General features: G+C 37.1%; 20 protein-coding genes and 1 pseudogene. 10 read left to right on the forward strand and 11 right to left on the reverse strand.

Annotated features, from left to right (window positions below; genetic code table 11):
- Positions 1-12: 12 nt before the first annotated feature.
- Complete coding sequence (locus tag RT723_RS06095; protein ID WP_216055081.1) at positions 13-495, reverse strand: TIGR02444 family protein; 483 nt, start codon at positions 493-495, stop codon at positions 13-15.
- Between the two features lie 35 nt (positions 496-530).
- Here RT723_RS06095 and RT723_RS06100 point away from each other — a divergent pair, with 35 nt between their 5' ends.
- Positions 531-1,127, forward strand: coding sequence for a glutathione S-transferase family protein (locus RT723_RS06100; protein WP_216055080.1), 597 nt, complete (start codon positions 531-533; stop codon positions 1,125-1,127).
- Positions 1,128-1,162: 35 nt separating this feature from the next.
- Here the strand turns inward: RT723_RS06100 and RT723_RS06105 are convergent, their stop codons facing one another.
- Together RT723_RS06105 and RT723_RS06110 are read right to left on the reverse strand one after the other, a co-directional pair.
- A complete protein-coding gene (locus tag RT723_RS06105) occupies positions 1,163-2,848 on the reverse strand; it encodes a M1 family metallopeptidase (protein WP_315946287.1) in 1,686 nt (561 codons plus the stop codon).
- Between the two features lie 53 nt (positions 2,849-2,901).
- Positions 2,902-4,814, reverse strand: a pseudogene (locus tag RT723_RS06110) (ABC transporter ATP-binding protein).
- A 159-nt stretch (positions 4,815-4,973) separates the two neighbouring features.
- Between RT723_RS06110 and RT723_RS06115 the strand changes: the two are divergent.
- A complete protein-coding gene (locus RT723_RS06115; RefSeq protein ID WP_216055077.1) occupies positions 4,974-5,180 on the forward strand; it encodes a YheV family putative zinc ribbon protein in 207 nt (68 codons plus the stop codon).
- 45 nt (positions 5,181-5,225) lie between these two features.
- On the opposite strand, the gene RT723_RS06120 is transcribed toward RT723_RS06115, so the two are convergent.
- Positions 5,226-5,453: a SlyX family protein gene (locus tag RT723_RS06120; RefSeq protein ID WP_252731722.1), complete on the reverse strand. Its 228-nt coding sequence runs from the start codon at positions 5,451-5,453 to the stop codon at positions 5,226-5,228.
- Positions 5,453-6,655, reverse strand: a complete 1,203-nt coding sequence (locus RT723_RS06125; RefSeq protein ID WP_315946288.1) for a WD40 repeat domain-containing protein — start codon at positions 6,653-6,655, stop codon at positions 5,453-5,455. Before RT723_RS06125 ends, RT723_RS06120 begins: the two co-directional genes overlap by 1 nt.
- Positions 6,656-6,808: 153 nt before the next feature.
- Between RT723_RS06125 and fkpA the strand changes: the two genes are divergently transcribed.
- The gene (gene fkpA, locus RT723_RS06130; protein WP_315946289.1) at positions 6,809-7,534 is read left to right on the forward strand and encodes an FKBP-type peptidyl-prolyl cis-trans isomerase; all 726 of its coding nucleotides are present in this window, start codon (positions 6,809-6,811) and stop codon (positions 7,532-7,534) included.
- A 73-nt stretch (positions 7,535-7,607) separates the two neighbouring features.
- Here the strand turns inward: fkpA and rsd are convergent, their stop codons facing one another.
- The gene (gene rsd, locus RT723_RS06135) at positions 7,608-8,075 is read right to left on the reverse strand and encodes a sigma D regulator (protein WP_315946290.1); all 468 of its coding nucleotides are present in this window, start codon (positions 8,073-8,075) and stop codon (positions 7,608-7,610) included.
- Positions 8,076-8,241: 166 nt separating this feature from the next.
- Between rsd and nudC the strand changes: the two genes are divergently transcribed.
- Together nudC and hemE are read left to right on the forward strand one after the other, a co-directional pair.
- The gene (gene nudC / locus RT723_RS06140; RefSeq protein WP_315946291.1) at positions 8,242-9,054 is read left to right on the forward strand and encodes an NAD(+) diphosphatase; all 813 of its coding nucleotides are present in this window, start codon (positions 8,242-8,244) and stop codon (positions 9,052-9,054) included.
- A gap of 255 nt (positions 9,055-9,309) precedes the next feature.
- Positions 9,310-10,377 carry a uroporphyrinogen decarboxylase gene (hemE, locus tag RT723_RS06145; protein ID WP_315946292.1) on the forward strand — a complete coding sequence of 356 codons (1,068 nt, stop codon included), beginning with the start codon at positions 9,310-9,312 and terminating at the stop codon, positions 10,375-10,377.
- A gap of 18 nt (positions 10,378-10,395) precedes the next feature.
- On the opposite strand, the gene RT723_RS06150 is transcribed toward hemE, so the two are convergent.
- The 3 genes from RT723_RS06150 to RT723_RS06160 form a co-directional block, all read right to left on the reverse strand.
- Positions 10,396-10,980 (reverse strand): uracil-DNA glycosylase family protein, encoded by a 585-nt coding sequence (locus tag RT723_RS06150; protein ID WP_315946293.1) that lies wholly within the window; start codon positions 10,978-10,980, stop codon positions 10,396-10,398.
- A 48-nt stretch (positions 10,981-11,028) separates the two neighbouring features.
- Positions 11,029-12,450, reverse strand: coding sequence for a Si-specific NAD(P)(+) transhydrogenase (sthA, locus tag RT723_RS06155; RefSeq protein WP_216055436.1), 1,422 nt, complete (start codon positions 12,448-12,450; stop codon positions 11,029-11,031).
- Between the two features lie 185 nt (positions 12,451-12,635).
- The gene (locus tag RT723_RS06160) at positions 12,636-13,754 is read right to left on the reverse strand and encodes a fatty acid desaturase (RefSeq protein ID WP_315946294.1); all 1,119 of its coding nucleotides are present in this window, start codon (positions 13,752-13,754) and stop codon (positions 12,636-12,638) included.
- Between the two features lie 131 nt (positions 13,755-13,885).
- On the opposite strand from RT723_RS06160, the gene fabR reads away from it, so the two are divergent.
- The 5 genes from fabR to RT723_RS06185 all read left to right on the forward strand — a co-directional run bounded on the left by fabR (position 13,886) and on the right by RT723_RS06185 (position 15,990).
- Positions 13,886-14,506 carry an HTH-type transcriptional repressor FabR gene (gene fabR, locus RT723_RS06165; protein ID WP_315946316.1) on the forward strand — a complete coding sequence of 207 codons (621 nt, stop codon included), beginning with the start codon at positions 13,886-13,888 and terminating at the stop codon, positions 14,504-14,506.
- Positions 14,507-14,693: 187 nt separating this feature from the next.
- Positions 14,694-15,155 carry a hypothetical protein gene (locus RT723_RS06170; protein WP_315946295.1) on the forward strand — a complete coding sequence of 154 codons (462 nt, stop codon included), beginning with the start codon at positions 14,694-14,696 and terminating at the stop codon, positions 15,153-15,155.
- Between the two features lie 22 nt (positions 15,156-15,177).
- Positions 15,178-15,498, forward strand: coding sequence for a helix-turn-helix domain-containing protein (locus RT723_RS06175; RefSeq protein ID WP_315946296.1), 321 nt, complete (start codon positions 15,178-15,180; stop codon positions 15,496-15,498).
- 30 nt (positions 15,499-15,528) lie between these two features.
- Entirely contained in the window at positions 15,529-15,660 is a 132-nt protein-coding gene (locus RT723_RS06180) for a hypothetical protein (protein ID WP_315946297.1), read from the forward strand.
- 21 nt (positions 15,661-15,681) lie between these two features.
- Positions 15,682-15,990, forward strand: a complete 309-nt coding sequence (locus tag RT723_RS06185; protein ID WP_315946298.1) for a hypothetical protein — start codon at positions 15,682-15,684, stop codon at positions 15,988-15,990.
- Positions 15,991-16,071: 81 nt separating this feature from the next.
- Here the strand turns inward: RT723_RS06185 and trmA are convergent, their stop codons facing one another.
- Together trmA and RT723_RS06195 are read right to left on the reverse strand one after the other, a co-directional pair.
- Positions 16,072-17,172 carry a tRNA (uridine(54)-C5)-methyltransferase TrmA gene (gene trmA / locus RT723_RS06190; RefSeq protein ID WP_315946299.1) on the reverse strand — a complete coding sequence of 367 codons (1,101 nt, stop codon included), beginning with the start codon at positions 17,170-17,172 and terminating at the stop codon, positions 16,072-16,074.
- Positions 17,173-17,288: 116 nt separating this feature from the next.
- Entirely contained in the window at positions 17,289-17,708 is a 420-nt protein-coding gene (locus RT723_RS06195) for an RNA recognition motif domain-containing protein (protein WP_216055065.1), read from the reverse strand.
- Positions 17,709-17,911 lie beyond the last annotated feature (203 nt).

Here is a 17,911-nt window from a genome sequence, read left to right on the forward strand (position 1 = left end):
GGGTTCCTTTAACTAAAGTAAAAATTGATTTAGATCAGATAATTTCATCGCAAGGGAAGGCTTGTTGGGCTGAACAACCAAACTTTGATACAAGGTTAAATTGTCCGATTGTTGTTTTTCAACCACGTTGATTTTGTTCAGTTGTGAAATTAACAGCGCTTGTTCCTGTTGTTCCAATAATAATTCGGCTTCTAATAACTTTGCTCTTAACTGTGCATATTGTTGGATCTCATCTTTATTGTTTTTATAGGTTTGGCGTAATGCTCTAAGTGGCTGAGTATATTGTGCCGAGAAATCTGTAATGCTTTGATGCAAACTGATTAACTGTGATTTGGATAAAGACACCTGATGTTTATTTAACATGGCACATAACAGCGCTAAATTCACATTGGCAGTATATTCATTTTGAAAATGTAATAGTGTCGATTGCACTAAATCGTTTTTATAAAGTGTTAGGCTAAACTGCCAAAACGAAGATAAAGTAATTGTATTCATGTAATGATAATAAAGAATTCAGGGGTAAGGTACTAGTGAAAATATACGGAGATCGTCAATCGGGGAATTGTTATAAAGTACAATTGATGTGTGATCTGTTGGGCTTACAGTATCAGTGGATAGATATAGATATTTTGGCCGGTGATACTAATAATGCAGAGTTTTTGGCAAAAAATCCGTTAGGTAAAATTCCTTTGTTGGAATTGGATGATGGCCGATGTTTGTCTGAGTCTAATGCCATTATTAATTATTTAGCTTTTGGTTCAGAATATTTACCTGATACCCCTTATGAGTTAGCCAAAGTACAGCAGTGGCAATTCTTCGAACAATACAGCCACGAGCCTTTTATTGCAGTGGCTCGGTTTATTAATAAGTATTTAGGTTTGCCAGAAGATAAAAAACAAGAGTATTTAGCGAAACAAGTTGGTGGACATAAAGCATTAAAGACCATGGAAGTGACATTACAACACAATCGCTTTTTAACTGGCGCTCAGGCGACGGCTGCAGATGTATGTTTGTATGCTTATACTCATGTTGCCCATGAAGGTGGGTTTGATTTAACCCAATATCCGGCGATTCAAAATTGGCTTGTTAATGTTTCGGGATTAAAAGGGTTTACCGCTATGGTGTAAACCCTATTGATCATAATTCAGCTGTAGATGAATTGTTACTTCTTAGCTGATTGTTCCTTTCTAAAGTTTTGAAAATCAACAATGTGTTGGTCATATTTCAAAATTTTGCTATTTGGATCCAGAATAACCACATCCATTTTATTGATAGCTAACGTGACCGGTTTAGTCAGGTCTAACGTGGTTATTTTACCGTTAATGGAAAGTTCTACAGGCATATGGAAAGGTTTATTGTTTTCTATTTCCCACTGCACAGTGATTGCGTCGTCTTTTCTATCCACAACTAACTTTGGAAGGTCGGCTTGGTATAGGTAAACATCAAAAAACCAAGACATATCTTTTCCTGTAATAGTGTTCACTATGTTTACAAAGTCGGCACTATTTTTAAATACAGGGGTGAAGTTACCCGGCTGTGGATCAGTCGTTCCGTACACTAACTGTTTAGTTGCTTTGAAAAAGGCATCATCACCAATTAAGTATCTAAGCGTGTGTAATACCCATGACCCTTTAGTATAAATGTCGCCACCTGGGCCAGTATCGTGTTGATAAACTTGTTCGACTTCACGCACTTGATTAGATACCAAAGGACTTTTACTTACGATGCCTGTCCGTTGTTTAGCTAAATTAGCTTTGTAGGCTAAATCACCATGTAAGTATTGAGCAAACAATGGTTGCATATAACTACCAAAGCCTTCGTGTAACCACATGTGGTCCCAATCATCATTAGTTAACTGATTACCAAACCATTCATGGGCAAACTCGTGCTGCATTAACCAGTCGTAACCAAATTGGTCTTTTTTATATTCATTACCATAAGCGTTGATAGTTTGGTGTTCCATACCTAGGTGTGGCGTTTCAGCTATGCCTACTTTTTCTTGGCCAAATGGGTATGGACCTATCATACGTTCAAAAAAGTTGATCATCTCTGGTATTTCAGCAAACAAAATTTTGGCTTTTTCAGTACGTTCAGGTAAATGGAAAAATTGGATATCTAAGGTATTGCCGTACACACTGGTGAATTTAGTTTCTAATAATTCGTAAGGGGCAATATTCAGGGCAATGCCATATGTGTTGTGCAACGATTTTGTTTGCCAATGATAGGTTCTCGTTGCGCCTTCGTCAGTCACGTTAAGCAAAACACCGTTACTTGCTGCAACTAAAGGTTTAGGAACATTTATGTGTAAATCTACTTTAGTTGGTTCACCACTAGGATGATCGATACAAGGCCAAAATAAGTCACAACCTTCACCTTGAACGGCGGTGGCTATCCAGTCTGCACCATTTGGGGTTTTTTCCCACATAAGTCCGCCATCCCAAGGCGCTCTAACTGGCACTCTAGGTTGACCGTTATATTTGATGGTTACTGTAAATTCACCAGATACGGCTTGTTTAACCAGTAACATACCATCTGGGTTTGAATATAACTCAGGGGCAAGAACTTGACCGTTTACTAAGACTTCTGAAATGTGGAAAACACGATCTAAGTCAACAGAAAATGATTTACGAGGAGTCGTGGTCATCAAGGTTAATGTGGTTACGCCATCAATGATTTGTTGATCAGGTTTTATGGTAAAACCTAAATCGGCGTGTTTTACATTTAAACCTTGTTGCGAGCTTGGCATTTCACCGCCACTTTTTAATGAATATGCACTCGTGGTTTCTTGAGTGTGGTTACATGCCGACAATAATGAAGCTATGATCAGTATACCAAATGGAAATTTCATCATGATTCCTTGTTTTTGTTAAGTCGATTTATTATTGTAGCCCTAACCTATTGTTAATTAGTGCTAAATTCACTTCGTATCAATTCAATCTGTTCTTCAAATTCAAACCACTCAAGCTCAATCGTTTCAAGCTCAGATTTGATACTAGCTTGTTCCGTTAATAATTTATTTAACTGTGGTTTATTTTTGTCTGTATATAACTCTGTATCTGCCATTAAGCTTTCAATCTCTTGTAAACGAGTTTCTAGCTTTTCTTGTTGTTTTTCTAATTTATCCGTCTGCTTCTTAAGTGGAGATATTTTTTTCTTAATTCAGCTTCAAGTCGCTTTTGTTCTTTTTTGGCGGTTGCCGAATGTTCTTTTGATTCCGTTGGCTGACTAGCCGCGGCTTCTTTTAACGCCTCGGTGAGTAACCACGCATGGTAATCTTCTAAATCGCCATCAAACGGCTGTACACAACCATTGTCGACTAAGTACAATTCATCACAACTTGACTTTAATAAGTGACGGTCATGAGATATTAATATCATGGCACCTTCAAAGCCTTGTAATGCAAGGGTTAAGGCTTGGCGCATTTCTATGTCTAAGTGATTGGTAGGCTCATCTAGTAATAACAGGTTTGGTTTTTCAAAGATGATTAATGCCAATACTAAACGTGCTTTTTCACCCCCTGAGAATTGGTCAATTTTATCTAACGCTTGATCGCCATTAAAGCCAAAGCCACCTAAGAAATTTCTAGCTTCCTGTTCTGTCATGGCAGGATTTAACATTGTTAAATGTTGCACTGGAGTTTGACCAGGGTGTAATCGGTCTAACTGATGTTGAGAAAAGTAACCAAGTTTAAGGTGTTTGGAATGTTCTAATTCGCCTGAAATAGGTGGTTGCGATAACGCGATAGTTTTAATAAAAGTCGATTTACCCGCGCCATTTCGTCCTAACAACCCAATACGGCTTCCCGGTACTAAATTTAAATGAATATCGCTTAATATGGTGGTATCACCATATCCGGCACTGACCTTCTCCATCTTCATGATTGGATTTGGTAGCTGTTTGGCTGGTGGAAATTCAAAATGAAACTGTGAATCTATATGGGCCGGCGCTATGACTTCCATTCGCTCCAACATTTTCACTCGACTTTGTGCTTGTTTGGCTTTTGTCGCTTGAGCTTTGAAACGGTCGATAAAGGATTGAATATGTTTGATCTCAGCTTGTTGCTTTTCAAAAGTAGCTTGCTGCTGAGATAGTTTTTCAGAACGTTGACGTTCAAAATTGGAATAGTTACCTGTGTAACTGTTTAACGACTGTTGCTCAACATGCAAAATCCCTTGGCAAATATTGTCGATAAAATCTCTATCGTGTGAGATTAATAACATAGTGCCAGAATAACGCTTAAGCCATTTTTCCAACCAGATAACTGCATCTAAATCCAAGTGGTTAGTTGGTTCATCAAGAAGTAAGCAGTCACTGTCTATCATAAGCGCTTGGGCTAAGTTAAGTCGCATACGCCAACCACCAGAAAAACTAGTGACTGGCTTTTGTTGTGCTAGGGCATCAAAACCAAGACCATTTAACAACTCACCTGCACGGGCATGAATGGTATAGGCATTAATGTTTTCTAACTCGTTATGTAAATGACCTATTTGATTACCGTCGTTATTCTCTTCAGCAATTTTTAATTGGGCTTGTAATTGACGGTATTTAACGTCGCCATCAATAACGTATTCAATAGCAGACATATCCACATTTGGTGTTTCTTGTTTTACCCAAGCTAACTGCCAATTTTTTGGATAATTAACATCGCCATTGTCACTGCCTAATTCACCACGGATCACTGAAAATAATGTAGATTTCCCGCAACCATTTGCGCCTATAATCCCTATTTTATGTCCCGGATAAATAGTCGCGTTTGCGTTTGTAAATAAAACCTTGTTACCGAGTTGTAAATTTAACTGGGATATTTGTAACATGAATTAGAAGACTTATAAGTTGAGGGATAATTACTATGCCCAGAATAGTATCGTCACACACAAAAAACACAAGGAATAAGGCGTGTAATCTACCGTAAAAATTGGTTAAATAGCCGCATATAACCATTTCTAACTTAGTTTAATAATTTGTGGGGAAACGTGACTAAAAGCAAACGACGATTTATTTCTGGGGCAACCTGCCCAAAATGCAATGCAATGGATACGATGGTCTTGTTCTTTGAGAATAATGTTGAAAAGGTGGAATGTGTTAAGTGCAAACATCAGATGGTGCAACCAGAAGGTGCAGTACAGGGCGCAACTCGTCAATTTGAACAAGTAATTGGCGTATTTACACCGGACGAATAACTCGGTGTTTACGCCATATTACTTAAGATTAACCGTCGATTAATTTTAGTAATGTGGGGGAGGTGTTTCTTCAGATTCATCCGCTAAGTTAGAGCTTTTATTAGAGCTTACTTTTTCTGCCAATAATTCTATTTGGCGTTTGAACATGGCTTGTTTTAAATTTAATGTCGTGATCTCTTCATTCAGTTGATCAATGGTGTCATCTTGAAATGCCAATTTATTTTCTAACTCTTCTAGTCTTATAACTAGTTTATCTATGGCGTTATCAGTCATTATTTAATATCCCATACTTCGTTTAAACCAGAGGAACTTTCGCTGGTTATTTGGGTGTCGTTATTGATGAACGCGGCACTATACACTACTGCGCTGGCGGGACGACTATTTTTTCTTGGAGAAACCAACCATTCCTTTATTTGTTTGCCGGTTTGTACATCCCACAGCGAGAGTTTTCGTGTTGGTGCACCGGTGACCAACATTTTACCATTGTGACTAAAACGAGCAAAAGAAAATACCTCCTGGCGATTCACATATTGCAACTGAGAGACCAAGTTACCGGTTGTTAAGTCCCAAATGCTTGCTTGGCTGCCTGTATCTGCAGTAAAAGCTAATCTAGCTTGTGCATCAAGCGCCACTTGCACCACTCGATTATGGTGTTGGAACTTGTAAATAACTTGTCCGGTTTTGGTACTCCACAAATAGGCGGATTGATCACTCGAACCTGATAGCGCGTATAAACCATTTGGCGATAAAGCCACACTGTTAATAGCATTATTTATATGGAAAGGTTTTTGTTCATCATCAAATAACACTTGTTGGTGACCCAAAAATTCTAATCGTCGACCAGTCGTTGTATTGATATGGACAACCACACCATTACTTTTACCAATTAATATATGTTTGCCTTCGTTTGACACATCGATGGCTCTGATATTGCCCACTACGACACAGTGTTCATTTTTTTCTGAAGAAGGATTTAGGCATTTATTTTCATCAACAACATCATAAATGCTTAATTGTTTGGTCGCTCCGTTAATCGTTTTGGTACGGTATACGACCTTCGATTGCCTAACTTGCCAATAACCTTGGTTTTGGCCCGTTTTAATATCCCACAGTGAGAAGTTAGTTTTGTCTGCTAATACAGCATGGCTGTCATCATGAGCTATGGCTGTTGCAAAGACAAAGTTGTTGTCTGCTTGCGCATTGGTATCGCCATCATTAAACAAAGAAAACGGCTGGTCTTTTGGCGTTTGATACCAATTGTAGATAGCGCCATTAGAATTCAAATCCCATAATGAAACACCATGATATAAGGATGACACCACTGCGTAATTACCCGAACTTGACACGCTTGCAGCAAAAGACCCATTTTGAGTATGTGGATATTGCGCAGCCCAGTCGGAAGTTTTAGGTTGGCACCCGGTTATTAACCAAGCTAGCAGAATGGATGTGATGCTGATACGGATAAAAATATGCAAACTAATTGCCTTATTCGTGTTTTTTAGGTTTTTCTTTAGGGCGATACTCGCTAGTATAGGCCACTTCGGAACCAAAATTGTAGCATTAGATTTTTATGAAAGAGTATTCTTATTAAATTTGCTGCGAATCTTATATTAACTATGGAGTAAATAATGAGAAAAGCGATTAAGCTTTCGGTTATAGCAGCTGCGATTAGCCTTATCAGTGCGTGCGGAAATGCAGAACAAAAACCTGTTGAACTTAAAACAGATTTAGACAAACAAAGTTATGCGTTAGGTGCGTCTATGGGACGTTACTTAAATGACAACCTAAGTAAGAATGCAGAGATTGGCATTGTTTTAGACCAAGAGAAGTTATTAGGCGGTATTAAAGACGCATTATCTGAAAATATTCAGTTAACTGAAGATGAAATTAAAACCGTGATGATGGCGCTTGAAGCTGATGTTAAGCAACGTCGCATGGATAAACAAAAAGAATTATCTGCTGCTGCACAAGGTGCCGGTGAGAAATTCTTAGTAGAAAATGCTAAACGAGATGGCGTTACTGTTACTGAGTCTGGTTTACAGTTTGAAGTGATTACGGATGCTGAAGGCGAAAAACCTGCGGCTACGGATCAAGTTACTGTGCATTACCATGGAACGTTTATTGACGGCAGTGTATTTGACTCTTCTGTTGAACGTGGCGAACCTGCAACATTTGGTTTAAACCAAGTTATCCCTGGTTGGACTGAAGGTTTACAACATATGCCAGTTGGCTCTAAGTATAAGTTTTATATTCCTTATAACTTAGCTTATGGCGAAAATGGCCGTTCTTCAATTCCGGGTTACTCAACGCTGATTTTTGAAGTTGAGTTGTTGGACATTGTTAAAACTCACTAAACATTTAGTGTGTTATAAAATATAAAAGGCGCTGATAGCGCCTTTTTTGTTGGATTTATTTTAACCTGAAACCTTAGCTGTGTTTCGAATATAACGTATGGATGAGTTGATCTTCTAATTCCAATCTAGCCTCTAAAATTTGACCTATTACCGATAAGTCTGTATCAAAACCATCTAAATTTGAGTTTTCATCTAATGCCGAGTATTTATCATTAAAGCTAACTAAGTCATCGGTTGTCGCCGTAATTTGAGGATAAATTTGATCCGCTAATGCCGCGCTGTCTGGACCATGTTGCTGACATTGTTTTACTATGTCGTTGTAAATTTCAAAATGACCTGCAGATAAATAGTCAATCAAGATCTGGCAAAAGCTATTCACTAACTTGTTTTCTGGGAGAGTTTTTGCTTCTTTTTGAAAAGGAGGAAGACCGGCTAATTTACAATATTTAACTAATAACTCTTGTCGTTCGGCTAACCACGAATCAATTATTTTATTCGAGCCACCATACTTCTGTTGTGTTTGTTCCAAACGGGTTAACATGCAATTACCTTCTAAAATAGTTTACTGCTTTGTTATAACAAATGATCTAGCATAAAAGATCAATATATTTTCAAAATAATGTGTTAAGTATATGTCATGTCAGTGAAATTAACATTTATCAGTTTAATTATTTTATGGGTTTGCATAACAATCTCAGGAACAAACCATGATTCAACATAGTATTAAATTCAATCAAGAGTTAGAAGGCTGGTGGTGTATTATTGCTAACCATAAAGTCTATTTACCAGAGCCTAGTAATAATATTCCTTGTGGCGTTTTTGCCGATTTAGCATTGCCATTTACCCCTCCAGAAAATGTACATGAAATTGGTGTGTTCGAAGGGACGACAGTCTATTTATTACAAATCACAAATGATGAATTTAAACAGCATGAGGCTGAGTTTTTTGGCTTTCGTACGGTATTGTTTGATCAACCAGAGAAGTTTGAGTTTGTCGCAAGAGCATTCCAAGTGGATTTGTTTTTAACAACACATCAATTTTGTGGTCAGTGTGGCAATAAAATGAGTTTGATAGATTGGGAATTGGCGACACTTTGTAAACCTTGTAATCACAGATGTTACCCTAGGATCTCCCCTTGTATTATTGTGGCAATCCGGAATAAAGATAAAATTCTGCTAGCCCAAGGTGTACATCATAAACCAGGACAAATGAGTATTTTGGCAGGATTTGTAGAAAGTGGTGAAACACTTGAACAAGCGGTGCACAGAGAAGTGTTTGAAGAAGTTGGGATTAAAGTTAAAAACTTAAAATACTTTAGTAGCCAACCATGGCCATTTCCACATTCATTAATGGTCGGTTTTACCGCAGAGTATGACTCGGGCGAATTAGTACTGTGCGAAAAAGAAATTTTGTCAGCTGACTGGTTTACCGTGGATTCAATGCCAAATACCGCACCAATTCAATCAATTGCGGGGCAGTTAATCGCGCAAACAAAAAGAATGATGAAGTTAGCGCAATAGGTTATTTACAAGTGGTAAACCCCAGAAAAGAAAAAACCACTCCTAGGAGTGGTCAAATTTTCTAGCGCGTGAGCTTAAAGCTTCTTATCGTTATTCTTGAGCGCGGTACATTTATAACAAAGGCATTTCGGCAGTGCAACAATTAACCTTTGATTGATTTCGAATAAATAAATATCTTTTTAGATCATTTGTTTCTATAGAGACAAAGCCGTTATGGTGATAAAATCTCGCCGTTGAAAATTTAGGGTGGGAACAATGTCAGTATTACAAAACGATCGATATTTAAAAGCATTATTACAACAACCAGTTGACCGTACTCCAGTATGGATGATGAGACAAGCTGGCCGTTATCTTCCAGAGTATCGAGCGACAAGAGCGATTGCTGGTGATTTTGTGTCTTTAATGAAAAACCCAGAATTGGCTTGCGAAGTAACCATGCAACCATTGCGTCGTTATCCAATAGATGCAGCTATCCTATTTTCTGATATTTTAACCATTCCAGATGCTATGGGGTTAGGTTTGTATTTTGAAACGGGCGAAGGTCCACGTTTTAAATCGCCAATACGTAGCGCAGCCGATGTGAATAAAATTGGTATTCCGGATCCAGAACAAGAACTTAGATATGTGATGGACACGGTTCGTACTATTCGTAAAGAGTTAGACGGTAAAGTACCTTTGATTGGTTTTTCTGGCAGTCCTTGGACATTAGCCACTTATATGGTGGAAGGCGGCAGCACAAAAACCTTCTCTAAAATTAAAGGCATGATGTATTCAGATCCAAAACTAATGCACCAACTATTGGATAAAGTAGCTGAATCTGTAACAAGTTACTTAAATGCTCAAATAGCAGCGGGTGCACAATCAGTAATGATCTTTGATACTTGGGGTGGTGTATTAACCCCTCGTGATTACAAAGACTTCTCATTAAACTATATGAGCAAGATCATTGACGGATTAACACGTGAAAATGAAGGCCGTAAAGTACCTGTGACTCTGTTTACAAAAAATGGTGGTCAATGGTTAGAAATGATGGCTGAAACAGGTTGTGATGCATTAGGTCTAGATTGGACTATCAATATCGCTGAAGCTAAACGCAGAGTAGGGGATAAAGTTGCGTTACAAGGCAATATGGACCCTGCCATGTTATACGCGACTCCAGAGCGAATTCGTCAAGAAGTGAAAACAATATTGGCCGATTATGGTGACAGTGGTACAGGTCATGTATTTAACTTAGGTCACGGTATTACCCCAGATGTGACACCAGAAAATGCCGGTGTATTTTTTGAGTCCGTTGTGGAATATAGCCCTGCCTTTCACAAATAAGATATAACTGAGTTAGCGTTAATTACTCAGAATATCTTTAATTCGCTGCCTTATTATTGGCAGCGTTTTTGTTTCAAACCATTTGTTTTTTGCCAACCAAATATTATTGCGTCCAGAAGGGTGAGGCAATAACACCATGTCTTTGTTAGTTTCTGTGTTCTTCTCAATAGCGTTCGTTAAGTTAGTAAACTCATCTACATATTGTTTAGCTGCATACTGTCCAATAACAATGGTTAATCTAACTTGCGTGAGTTGCTTCAGTAATAATTGATGCCAGGTTTGTTGGCAGATTTTTGGCGGAGGGGCATCGCCTGAGTTTTGTTTGTTTTTACCTGGGTAACAAAACGCCATAGGCATAATGGCAAATTGTGTCTCATCGTAAAACTGTTGTTCACTCACTCCTAACCACAACCGCAAACGTTCACCGGATTTATCTTTAAAAGGTGTTGATATTTGATGTGCGAGTAATCCGGGTGCTTGACCAATAATTAAGATTTTAGCGAATGGTGAAATTTGTATAACAGGATTGGGTTTAAAAGGTAAATCCGCGCTGCACAAAGTACATTTTTTGATTTTATTGATGAGTTGGTTGACGTTATCCATAAAAGAAAACCGCAGTTTATGCTGCGGTTTTAGTTTTATTATCAGATCTTAAAATAATCTATTTAAACCATTTAATGCAGCAACGCGATACGCTTCTGCCATGGTTGGATAGTTAAAGGTGGTATGGATGAAATACTCAATAGTATTTGCTTCCCCTTTTTGCTGCATGATGGCTTGACCGATATGGACGATTTCAGCTGAGCGCTCACCAAAACAATGAATACCCAGTATCTCTTTGGTATCGCAATGAAATAGAATTTTTAAACTACCCACTGCACTACTACCAATTTGTGCTCGGGCAAGATGTTTAAACGATGCTCTACCCACTTCATATGGAATTTTAGCCGCGGTAAGTTGTTGTTCAGTTTTGCCCACTGATGACATTTCAGGAATGGTATAAATACCGGTTGGAATATCTTCGATTAGTTTACGTTCAGTAGTTAAACCTAACATATAATCTGCTGCAATTCGGCCTTGGTCATAGGCTGCACTTGCTAAACTTGGGTAACCAATCACGTCACCAACGGCATAAATATTATCAGCAGAAGTTTTATAAGTAGAATCCACCGCTAACGAACCTCTTGAATTGGCTTTGAGGTTGATTGATTCTAAATTTAACGAATCTGTATTACCGGTACGTCCATTAGCAAATAATAAACAATCGGCTTTCATGCGCTTACCAGACTTTAATGTCATGATCACGCCGTCTTCCGTACCTTCAATCTTTTCATATTCTTCATTGTGACGAATAACGATACCGCTATTCCAGAAATGGTAGCTTAACGAGTCGGTCATTTCTGCATCCATGAAAGATAACAGACGATCACGGCCATTGATTAAATCAACTTTACAACCTAGACCTCTAAAGATGGAAGCGTATTCACAACCAATAACACCAGCACCGTAAATGATGACACTTTTAGGTTCATGTTTTAAAGATAAAATCGTATCTGAGTCATAAACACGTGAGTGGGTGAAATCAACATCGGCAGGACGATATGGTCTTGAACCTGAAGCAATAACAAATTTCTCAGCGGTTAAACGCTCAACCGAACCATCTAATAAAGTTACTTCGATAGTATGTGCATCAATGAATGTGGCTGAACCATGATAAATAGCTACGTCATTTCGATTATAAAAACCACCACGTAACTTAACTTGATCGTTAATGACGGTAGTTGTATGTTTTAAAATGCTTTCAAATGTTAACGATTCAGCTTTTTCTGAACGGCTAAATAAAGGGTTTGAATTGTATTCAATCAAACGACTAACAGAATGACGAAGCGCTTTTGAAGGGATAGTTCCCCAATGGGTACAACCACCGCCAACTTCTTTATGCTTTTCAATTACAGCAACTTTTTTACCAGCTTTAGTGAGGTTCATAGAGGCACCTTCACCACCTGGACCTGTGCCAATAACGATAGCGTCATATTGGTACTTTGGTTCTGATTGTACTTTCTGGGATTGCACTTTTTGAGCTGATTTGCTTTTTGCTGTCACGATTAAGCCTTGTCTCTGCTAGTAGATATATGAATCATAAAAACTTTTACTCAATAGTCCAAGCTTTATTAATGATGTAGCCTATTTTAAGTACAAAAAAAGCGACTTAATGTCGCTTTTTTGCTGTATCAGCTGATTTCATCAACATTAATAGTTTACGCTAACTGTAAAAGCGTCTGTTGCCATTGTTTTTGTTGTTCAGTAATTTGCTGTTTTAGTTGTTTATAATTTTGTTTAATTTCGGTAAATGCAGCGTCTGACATTTTCTGTTTTTTAGCCATTAAATATTCTTTTTGAACTTGGCCATACAATTTAATTCGTTCAATTAATTGTTGGTATTCTTCTTCTAATTTAGCAATCAGTTCTTGGTGATTTGGTTTTGCCAATAACTTATTTTCTGTTTTGAATTTTTGCATTTTAAGTTTAGCGGCAACAATTTTAACATCAGGTACTTTGCGCAAGTTTTTGGTTAAACCAAGGTAACTACATCCTTTAATAAACCACTTAGTTGGATCAAACTGCCACCATAAAATTCCGTTACGGTAATCAGTTTCAAAAATATGGTGGTAATTATGATAACCCTCACCATAAGTTAAAAAAGCTAATACGCCATTATCACGGGCGGTATTTTTATCAGTGTAAGGTTGTGATCCCCAAATATGGGCTAAAGAGTTAATAAAGAAAGTGAAGTGATGACTAAGTACTAATCTTAAAACGCCTACGGTTAGTAACATGCCCATAATATCGTTATAGATAAAACCTAATATAAGTGGGATACCAAAATTCATTGCAATCACAAGAGCCAAATAATGTTTGTGTTGCCACATCACTACTTTATTTTTCTGTAAGTCTCTAACATTAGAATAATCTGAGTAACTATCACCTTGATAATCTCTTAACATCCAACCTATATGACTGTACCAAAACCCTTTTTTCGCGGAATATGGGTCTTTGTCGTTTTGATCAACAAATTTGTGGTGTACTCTATGGTCTGAAGACCAATGTAATGCACTGTTTTGTAAGGCAAAAGCACCGCCTAGTGCTAGAATAAACTGTAAAATAGGATGCGCCTCAAAGGTTTTATGTGCCCACAAGCGGTGATAACCTATAGTGATAGACATACCTGCATAACCAAGTGTCAGGATAGTCGCGACCCAATGTACAGTTTCAAATCCATAGAAGTAGGCATAGGCTGGAACACCAATAGCTGCTACCAAAAAGGTGAGCAAGAAAACGAGAACATTGGTCCAGAGAATAGGTGGTTTGTTTTTCATAATATCTTTTTTTAGCTTACATGTGTGCGCTGAATTTTAAAGATGATTAATATAAAAGCAACCTTTAATATTACATTAAGAGTACAAGTGTTAGCTAAATTGTAAAACCAAGTAGAGAATTTATGAGTAAAATCAATAAAACCAGAGCTGAACAAAAAGAACAAACACGCCGAACGATTATTGATGCTGCTTTTCGATTACTTAGTGCTGATCAAAGTTACGCTAATTTAAGTTTACGTGAAGTCACCAGAGAAGCGGGTATTGCACCAACGTCCTTTTATCGACATTTCAAAGATATGGATGAGCTTGGTTTAACTTTAGTAGATGAAGCAGGATTAACTTTAAGACAATTAATGCGACAAGCGCGTGCCAGAATAGAAGCCGGTGGCGGCAGTATTGTTCGAACATCCGTAACGACCTTTATGGAATTTATGGAAACTAACGGTAACGAATTTAGACTTTTGCTACGTGAACGTTCGGGCACATCTAAAGCGTTTCGTTTAGCGGTACAACGAGAGTTGCAACATTTTGTGGAAGAATTGTCTGACTATATTGAAGCAAAAACCAGTGCGAATCATCTAGCGGCATATTATGAAGCCGATGCATTAGTGACATTAGTATTTAATGCGGGTGCTGAAGCATTAGATTTAGGCAAAAGTAAACGCCTGCAATTAGCCGAAAAGGTTGTACAGCAGTTAAGATATGTTGCAAAAGGATCAGAGGCGTTACGTCATTCAAAATTGATACTTTAATGTAATCCCCCACTTTTAAAGGCTTTGATACTATGTGACATCATGCTGTCATAAGTGACACTCGTTCTATGTCGTATGACAAACGGTATGACTGTCGTTGTATTGTCATCACCCATATTCAAAATTTCTGTTGTACTTGGTCTCGAAATTTACAAACACATATTGACCAAGAAAAAGGATACGAAAAATGAGTAACCATAACGATATTAATCAAAACGTGAATGAAACCGACAATCAAGACGTCGAAAAAATTGGCGGACTTTCGATATTCAGTAAAGGCTTTAACTATAAGTTTAATGTTGAAGGGCATGAAATACACGCATGGGGTTCGGCTAAATCGGGAAAAGAAAAAGTATTTGTAGATGGCAAATTGGTTAGCAGTAAATGGAGTGTAACCAAGAAATCAATCCATACTTTTAAATTGAATAATGATAGTTATGAGTTGGAATTTAATATGGTGAGCCTTCTAACCAGTGAATTGCACTGTATTTTAATAAAAAATGGGGTTCACCTCGAAACACAAAAACAAGTACCTAAGTACACAGAGAACAAGAAAAAAGCAAAGTGGTTTATTGGTTTACACACAATAGCCGGTGCAATTTGTGGATATTGGTTGATGACACTAATTTTAGATTACTTCTCTAACTAACTCTGTAAAGGAACTTAAAAAAATGGAAATAAATGCAGAGTTAATAAAAAACCAAAGAACCGAACGAAATTGGACGCAACAACATTTAGCCGATGCTTGTGGAGTGAGTTTACGCACTATTCAACGTGTGGAGCGTTATGGTAATGCAGCAAATGAAACTGTAATGGCATTGGCTTCTGTTTTTCAAATAGAACAATCTGAAATCATTATACCTGAAACGCCAGTTGTTGAAATTACGGCTGAGAGTGAGGAAGGAGTTTCTAAAGTAGTGAATTTTATAGTGACACTATTAAGTGGAATTGTAATTGGTGCTGCATTAGTGATGTTTATTAATAATCTTTAAAAAGTAAAATGGATTGGTAAAGGTGACTTGATGAAAAATTTAGATACCGAGAATAACGACGTTTCAATATTAAAAGAGCCTGGTGTAATCGTATTAGCTATTATTACATTAGCTATATATGTATTTGCGTTAGGTATATCAGTCGGACGTTTTTTATTTTAAATACGTATAAGGAATTGTGTAATGTTAAAAGAGTTTAGATTTGTGATACAAAATCATAAAATTAAGATAGTGAATCGTTGGTTAGATGGCATGAAGCTTTATATCGATGGTGAGTGTAGAGATCAAAGCAAGAAGCTGTTAGCCCTAAGTAACCAAACATTACTAAGTGCAAACTTAGGTGAATTAGGGATTTTAGAGATAGTACCAAGTTCGAGTTTGTTCTCAGTGGAGCTAGACGCGTATTTATTAGATTCAAAAGAACAAAAATTGCACGTTTATAGCTCACATGATCGGATCCCATTAAAATCAAAAAGACTAATCAATAACTAGTTAGCGGTTATTTGCAATAAATATAAATAGCCCACTATTTTGTGGGCTTGTTGTTTTCAATTGTGCAGGTATTGGTTTGTACTATAACGCTTTTTGCGTAAGTACCACACCACATTCTAAATGGTCGGTATATGGGAATTGATCAAACACAGCAAACTTTTCAATGTTATGCGTTTTAGTTAATACCGTTAAATTGTCATGTAATGTGTTTGGATTACATGAAATGTAAATAATGTGTTTGTATTTAGCCACCATGTTTACCGTATCGTCATCAAGCCCAGCTCTTGGCGGATCAACAAAAATGGTTTCGCAGTTATAACTAGTCAAATCGATATCTTTTAGTCGCGTGAATTTACGTTTACCCTCCATAGCTTCGGTAAACTCTTCCGCAGACATGCGAATAATCTTTACGTTATCAATATTATTAACTTCGATATTGTATTGAGCTGATGCAACGGAAGGTTTAGAGATCTCGGTGGCTAGCACTTTATCGAATTTATCAGCCAGTGCTAAAGAGAAGTTACCATTACCACAGTACAGTTCTAATAAATCTCCTTTATAAGGAATGGCATTTTTAGCCCAACTTAACATTTGTTCACATACTTTGGCGTTAGGTTGAGTAAAACTGTTTTCTACTTGCTTATATATGTACTGTTTTCCATCTACATTTAAGTGCTCTATGACAAAGTCGTTATCCAAAACTACTTTTAACTTACGTGCTCTTCCAACAATATTGATTTTATATTTAGTTTCTAATCTCGCTTTTAAGGCCTTACATTCAGCAATCCATTCGTCATCCAGTTGTTTGTGATAAAGCAAACTAACCAATACCTCACCAGATAATGTAGATAAGTAATCAATTTGAAATAACTTTCTACGTAATATCTCATTGGGTCTTAGTTCAGCTAAAAGATCATCCATTAACTCAGTGATTAATAAACTCGCTGGTGGAAAATGATCGATACGCACCTTTTCTTTAGTTTGTTGATCAAACATTATATGAAACAGATCATCACCATCGTGCCAAACTCTAAATTCACAACGCATACGATAGTTAAGTTTTGGAGATTCGAATGTATCGATAGTAGTCAGATCAAATTGTTTAAATTGATCTTTAATCAGATCGATCTTATCGCTTAATAAAGAATGGTAGTTATCTGGATCAATAGAGCGGATTGGCATAGTTAAAGAAACCTAAAAGACGAATTAATCACTATTTTACGTGAAATATCGTCATAAGGGGATAAGCAGACAAAAAAAGGCTGCAATCAGCAGCCTTTTATTGAATTTAACGCTGTTTATTTATCATTTGCCAAACGTACTTTTAAAACACGTTCTTGAAATTCAAAATCATTCAGTTCAGCAATAACTGACTTACTATCGCTCGTTGCAATTTCAACAAAGCCGAAACCACGACGTTTACCAGTTTGTTTATCACGTAATAAGCGAACAGAGAATACTTTACCGTATTCGCTAAACAACTCTCTTACACTACCTTCATTAGCACGGTAAGGTAAGTTACCTACATATAATGTAGTTGTGTCTGCTTTTCCTTCACTAGATTTACCAGTTAAAGAAGAAACTACACCAGCTAAAACTGCACCCACTGCAAATACTATAGCGCTTGAACCAGCGTCTATATTAAAAACAGAAATAAGAATAGCACCCACAACAGCAACAATCGCTGAAGTTATTAATACAGAAGAATTAAAAGACATAGATCGAACTCTCAAAAATAAAATTAAAATATAAATTCACGCTCGGAAGTAAGCGTGTGGCTATATTAGTACGTCTACTATTGATTACAAGTACTTTATATTGCCGAATTAATAACTTATTTAATCGTTTTTTAAACAAGGTGAGGATCATTTGACCAAACAAACAAAAAAGTTAAAAAAGATCTTGCGCGTTAAATAAAGAT

It is taken from the genome of Psychrosphaera aquimarina, from assembly GCF_032461525.1.
Classification (GTDB): Bacteria; Pseudomonadota; Gammaproteobacteria; order Enterobacterales; family Alteromonadaceae; genus Psychrosphaera; species Psychrosphaera aquimarina.